Origin of the sequence: Paraburkholderia aspalathi (assembly GCF_905220735.1) — a bacterium.
Taxonomy (GTDB): Bacteria; Pseudomonadota; Gammaproteobacteria; order Burkholderiales; family Burkholderiaceae; genus Paraburkholderia; species Paraburkholderia aspalathi.
In genome coordinates, this window is record NZ_CAJNBA010000024.1 from 1 (window position 1) to 5633 (window position 5633).

General features: G+C 58.5%; 5 protein-coding genes and 2 pseudogenes. 3 read left to right on the plus strand and 4 right to left on the minus strand.

Features of this window, described 5'->3' with window-relative positions:
• Window positions 1–249: 249 nt before the first annotated feature.
• Window positions 250–639 carry a hypothetical protein gene (locus KHO30_RS38960; protein ID WP_197500226.1) on the minus strand — a complete coding sequence of 130 codons (390 nt, stop codon included), beginning with the start codon at window positions 637–639 and terminating at the stop codon, window positions 250–252.
• On the minus strand, window positions 636–1091 hold the full coding sequence (locus KHO30_RS38965) for a hypothetical protein (RefSeq protein WP_211704084.1): 456 nt from the start codon (window positions 1089–1091) through the stop codon (window positions 636–638). Before KHO30_RS38965 ends, KHO30_RS38960 begins: the two co-directional genes overlap by 4 nt.
• Window positions 1092–1126: 35 nt before the next feature.
• Here KHO30_RS38965 and KHO30_RS38970 point away from each other — a divergent pair.
• A pseudogene (locus tag KHO30_RS38970) lies at window positions 1127–1477 on the plus strand (reverse transcriptase domain-containing protein); the annotation flags it as partial.
• Window positions 1478–1587: 110 nt separating this feature from the next.
• Here KHO30_RS38970 and istB read toward each other — a convergent pair.
• Together istB and istA are read right to left on the minus strand one after the other, a co-directional pair.
• Window positions 1588–2358 (minus strand): IS21-like element helper ATPase IstB, encoded by a 771-nt coding sequence (gene istB, locus KHO30_RS38975; protein ID WP_211704085.1) that lies wholly within the window; start codon window positions 2356–2358, stop codon window positions 1588–1590.
• Window positions 2355–4019 carry an IS21 family transposase gene (gene istA / locus KHO30_RS38980; RefSeq protein WP_244864247.1) on the minus strand — a complete coding sequence of 555 codons (1665 nt, stop codon included), beginning with the start codon at window positions 4017–4019 and terminating at the stop codon, window positions 2355–2357. The genes istB and istA overlap by 4 nt, the downstream gene beginning before the upstream one ends.
• Before the next feature lie 203 nt (window positions 4020–4222).
• Here istA and KHO30_RS38985 point away from each other — a divergent pair, with 203 nt between their 5' ends.
• Together KHO30_RS38985 and KHO30_RS38990 are read left to right on the plus strand one after the other, a co-directional pair.
• Window positions 4223–5242 (plus strand): IS110 family RNA-guided transposase, encoded by a 1020-nt coding sequence (locus tag KHO30_RS38985; RefSeq protein ID WP_211704087.1) that lies wholly within the window; start codon window positions 4223–4225, stop codon window positions 5240–5242.
• A gap of 282 nt (window positions 5243–5524) precedes the next feature.
• A pseudogene (locus KHO30_RS38990) lies at window positions 5525–5633 on the plus strand (IS110 family transposase); the annotation flags it as partial.

Genomic DNA, 5633 nt, shown 5'->3' on the forward strand with positions numbered 1-5633 from the left:
TGGGCAGACGCTTTTCGGCAACCACCCGGTCCGTCTCATCGATCACGCTCACCACGCTGTTGTTCGAATGCAGATCAATTCCGCTATATTTCACTTCAGCCTCCTTCTGGTTAAGTGATTCCGTGCAGACTCACTTTACCCCGCCGCCCCACGGGGCGGCGGTGGGAGGCCCGCTAGATGATTTTCAATGTTCCTGTGCAAGCTCATAGCCAAGCTGAATGTCAATCAGGCGCCGAATGCCGCGCCACATCACGGTATTGCCGGGCGGCGGGTCGTTGGCCCGTGCAAGGTAACCACCGAGTTGCGCAAGCTTGATGAGGCTGGTGGCGGCGCCCGAGTAGTGCGAGGCGTGTCCTTGACGATCCGATCGAGGAGCTCGACCTCGGTTTGTGTGAGGGCCAACTGGGCGGGGGCGTGGGCGGCGCACCGGTTGAGCATGGTCAGCCAGAAGATACGCCAACTCAGGATACAGAACACTGAGATGAGATTGGCCAAGCGATCAGCGGTACGCAATTTTGATTCTTCAGTCTCCCCCGACTTCAGAATCTTATGGAAGGTCTCAATTTTCCAGCGCATCGCGTACCAGTCGAGCTTCTCGATGGCGTCCGCACGAGATTTGATTGACAGATCAGTGATCAACTTCCACTCGTCGGAGGCCGACCGGCGGGAGCGGTCGTTTCCTGAGCATGAATGACGGTCAGACGTAGCTCGGGATAGCGACGCTGCTTGTAGAGAGGTGGTAGTACCGTGATGCGGCGATACCAAATCGCAAGGAAGGCTTCGTCGGGACAGCCTTTCGAATCGCGAAGCTCGACACAATGGAAACCCCTGATCTTCGTCTCGGCCATCTCGTCGGCGATTGTATGCTCTCCGTCGCCAGCCAGGCGGTCAACGCATGTGCGCACCAGGAAGTTGCCCAGCTCATGCGCTTCACAGAACAGCTCGTAAATATCGCTTTCGCGATCGCCGATATGTACGCAGCGTTCCGGTTCGCCCAGTAATGCCGTGGATTGCCCCAGGTTTTCCAGCCAGCGATAGCTCTCCTTCTCTTCAATTGGCACGCGGGTAGGGTTGATGACCTTGCGCTTCAAGGCCTTGGAGCCTTTGAACCGGTGAGACCGGTACGCCCCAGGGAGCGGTGGCTTCACCACTGTTCGCGAACGTGTACCTGCACTACGTCTTTGATCTCTGGGCCAATCGGTGGCGACGGCGGGAAGCCAAAGGCAACGTGATCATTCTGCGGTACGCGGATGATATCGTGGTCGGCTTCCAGCACGAAGACGACGCGCGGCGCTTCTGGGACGCGATGCGAGCGAGGCTGGAAGAGTTCTCGCTTGCGCTGCATCCGGACAAGACGAGGTTGCTGGAGTTTGGCCGCAACGCAGCGGGCAGACGAAAGCGCTGCGGCCTTGGCCGGCCGGAGACCTTCACCTTCCTGGGTTTCATCTTTATCTGTGGGCGGTCTCGTCGTGGGTAAGCACCTTGCGGGGGCCATTATTGACCCAGATCCCGGACGGTCAGTTGAAACTCCCCCACTTATGGTCGCGCAAATTCCCCCACCCTGTGCAGCAGGACTAATGGTTTTATTTAGCTGTTTTTCGATTTCCGCGCAAGCGTTTCAGCGGCTTCCTTGAGACGGTAACTGCGGCCGTCGAATTCAAGCAGGTGGCAGTGATGCATGAGCCGGTCGAGGATCGTGGTGCTCATCGTGTTGTCGCCTAGATATGCGCCCCAATCCTGCACAACGCGATTGGATGTCACGACAACGCTGCGATGTAGTTTGTAGCGTTGATGGATTAGCGTTTGCAGCAGCGCGCCGGCGGCATCTGGGATCGTACGCGACAGGAACAGGTCATCCAGCACGAGCAGATCGCTCTCGAGGATGGCTCGCAGTCGGGCTTCGCGCTGAGCCGTCGGGCTCAGCGCGTAACGGCTAAAGAAGTCGTCGGTCTCAAGATACTGTACCTTGTGGCCCTGCAGGACCGCCTGGTAGGCGACAGCCTTCGCAACGTGCGATTTGCCGGTGCCGGGTTTGCCGATGATCAGCGCGTTGTCGCCGGCGGCGATGAACTTCAGCGTGTGAAGCTGGAAGCAGGCCTGGCGGGGCACTTTGGGATTGAAGCCCCAGTCGAATTCGGCGAGCGCGAGTTTCTCTTCGAGGCCGGAGAGCTTGTAGCGGCGTTCAATGAGCCGGGACTGGCGGCGATCCAGTTCGTCCTGCAGGATCAGTGCGAAGGTTTCAAGGAATGGCTGCTGCGAGCCCTGGGCCTGCAACACGCGCGTTTCAAGCGTGTCGCGCACGCCGGACAGGCGGAGCTGTCCGAGAGCCCGTTCGATTTCCGGTAATGTCATGGTCATGCCTGTGTTTCTCCAGTCGGAGGTTGAGATTCGGCGCCGTGCTGCGCACCGAGGGTAAAGAGTTCGCCGTATTCGGCGGTGGAACGGATCAGCGGGTGATCCTGCGTGAGAGGCAGTTCGAGTTGCGGTGCCTGATCGAGACGCTCGAGTGCCTGTTCGAACAGCCGCTCGACGATCGCGCGCACCTGTTTGTAGCGGTAGACGTGATGACGCAATGCGTGATCGCAGGCCTGTTCAACGAGCCGGGCGGGATACTTCTTCGCCAGGCCGACGATGCCCCACATGGCGCGATGGCCGACGCGACCTTCGCTGTCGAACATGTGCTGGCAAAGTGCCTTCGTTTGCGGCCCGATGTCCGCAGCGCTCGCGAGCAGGAAGGCGCTCTGACGGGACGGATTGAACGGGCGTTCGTCTTCTGGCAGTTCAAGCGAACCGGCCTGGAGGGCGCGAGGATGCGTGCGCAGCAGCGCCTGCGTACGGCGATCGCGAATCTCGATGGTGGAGTCGTAGATCCGCACTGAAACGAGGGTGCCGATCGGCGCAGGTCGTGCCGCATAGTTGCTGCGATCGATGTTGACAGTGGTGTCGTCCCAGACGGTACGCACGACCTCCGTGAAGTAGCGAAAGCCGGTGGTCGGCAACGCCCGCAGATGCGGCCTCTCCTCCTGGAACATGGCCTCGACCTGTCGCCGGGCGCTGCCATGGATTCGTTTGGCAGCCCAGTTTGCCTCCCAGTGCATCAGGAATTCGTTCTGGGCTTCGAGCGACTCGAAACGGCGGCCGGCGAGCGCGGTGCCCTGCGTATGTTGAATCGCGTTCTCCACGGTCCCCTTTCGATTCGGGTCCCGCACACGTGCCGGATCGGCGACGACACCGTAATGCTCTAGCATCGCCTCGTAGAGCCGGTTGATCTCGGGTTCATACAGGTCGGGCGTGATGACGCCTTCCCGGAGGTTGTCGAGAACGACGTAGCTGACCGCACCGCCAAAGTAGCGGAAGGCTTCTTCGTGAAGCTGAGCCCAGACCTGTTTGCTGGACTTCCAGACCACGCGCCGGAAGCTGCGTCTTGAGTACCGAAGGGTCATCACAAACAACCGCGGGCGTCGGTAGCGGCCGGTCTTCGGATCGCGGGTCAGTGCGCCTTCGCCATAATCGACTTGAGCTTCTTCGCCGGGGGCGAACGCGAGACGGTCGAACTGCTCGGGATCAATGTGGCGCAAGGCGCGCACGAAACGCTTGACGCTCTCGTAGCTCGCGGTGAATGCGAACTGGTCGACCAGATCCTGATAGATCGCCTGCGCGTTTCGCCTCAGGCGGACCTGCTCTTCGATCCACTCGCGATGCGGTTCGCTTGCGGAGCGGGCGAAATTGAACGTTGTCGCCTTGCTGGAAGCCTCAGTAGCCGGTGGTCGCGGCGATGGGGGACTTTGCGTGACTGCCGATTCAGAGCCGGCGGTCACCATGGAGGAGTTTGCTGACCCAGACTTCTGCGACTCGAAGATCGCCTGATAGCGGCGGATCGTCTTGCGGTCGATGCCCGTCAGCCGCTGGATCTGGCGCTGGCTCTTGTTACGCTCGAGTAGTGTGAATACGGTGCTTTGCAGGTGCGGCTTCAAGACGTTCACTCCCTGAACTCCTTCTTGTTCGAAGGAGACGAAGATAGACGTCCTGCAACACTTCTTCCGTCAGCTCAGTCGACGGTCGTCAGATGGGGGAGTTTGAAGTGACCATACCCGGAATGATATGAACGGCCCCCACCCGTCAATAAGATCGTGCGGGGGACGCACTTCCGTCGGCCGACCGCGTAAAAATGCCCAAATCGTTAGATGATGGAGATCTTCACAGGCAAACCGGAGAGTCCAAAATGAAGCATACGACCGTTGGTGTGGACATCGCGAAAAACGTCATCCAGTTGCACTGGGTCGACCTAGACACCGGTGAAATCGTGAACAAGCCGGTTAAGCGCGCAGTGTTCCTGGAACATTTCGCAAATCGTGCGCCTTGTAGGATCGGAATGGAAGCCTGTAGCGGTGCGCAACATTGGGCACGGCGGCTCATCGAAATGGGTCACGAGGTAAAGCTGATGCCAGCTAAATTCGTTAAGGCTTTCAATACCGGCAACAAAAATGACGCTGCCGATGCGCGCGCGATCTGGATGGCAACGCAAATGCCTAGCAAAGCGGTTGCAGTGAAGACGGAGGCACAGCAAGCCGTTCTTGCGCTGCATCGGATGAGGCAGCAACTCGTGAAGTTTCGCACGATGCAAATCAATAGCCTCCGTGGCTTGCTGACTGAGTACGGTGAAGTGATGGCCCAGGGGCGCGCCGCGTTGGACAAGACGATACCAAGTGTGTTGGAACGGTTGGTCGATCGTCTACCGGCGATTCTAATCAACACCCTGCGTGAACAATGGAACGGGCTGACAGCACTGGATAAACAAATTGCCGAAATTGAACGACGCCTGCAGACATGGATGAAAGAGGACAAGGCGTGCAATGCAATCGCTGCCATCCCCGGCGTTGGCCTGCTGACCGCGACAGCTGCCGTTGCTACCATGGGTGATCCGAAATCGTTCAGATCGGGACGCGAGTTTGCGGCGTGGCTTGGTCTGGTGCCTGGGCAAACAGGCTCAGGCGGCAAAATAAAGCTGCTTGGGATCAGCAAGCGTGGCGACACCTATTTGAGAACCTTGCTAATTCACGGCGCTCGTAGCGTGTTGTTTCACACGAAGGAGCCTACAGAATGGATCGAACAGATGAAAAAGCGCAGACCACTGAATGTGGTGATGGTCGCGCTCGCTAACAAGATGGCGCGAATCATCTGGGCAGTACTGGCGCACGCCAGACCGTACACGAAAGATCATGTCAGCCTGAAGTCGGCTTGAGCAACCATTCCGCTTAACGAGCAGTTCAATCGAGTCGGATAATCCCGTCGTAAAGTTGCGTTGGCAATCGAGTGTAATGACAGCACAGGTAAGACCGGGATTCGTGAAACCTGGAAATTCCAGCGAGCTTCGAGCTCTCACCCGGAATGAGGCACGAGTCAGCGGATTTCATAGGGACCCGCAGCGGCTGTACCGGCTGCAAGAAGGTCGCATATAGAGCTGCAACCTATCCTGTTCTTCAACGCACAAGAAAGCCTGGCGCAAAGGGGGCCGTTCATATAGATGAAAAAGCGCAGACCACTGAATGTGGTGATGGTCGCGCTCGCTAACAAGATGGCGCGAATCATCTGGGCAGTACTGGCGCACGCCAGACCGTACACGAAAGATCATG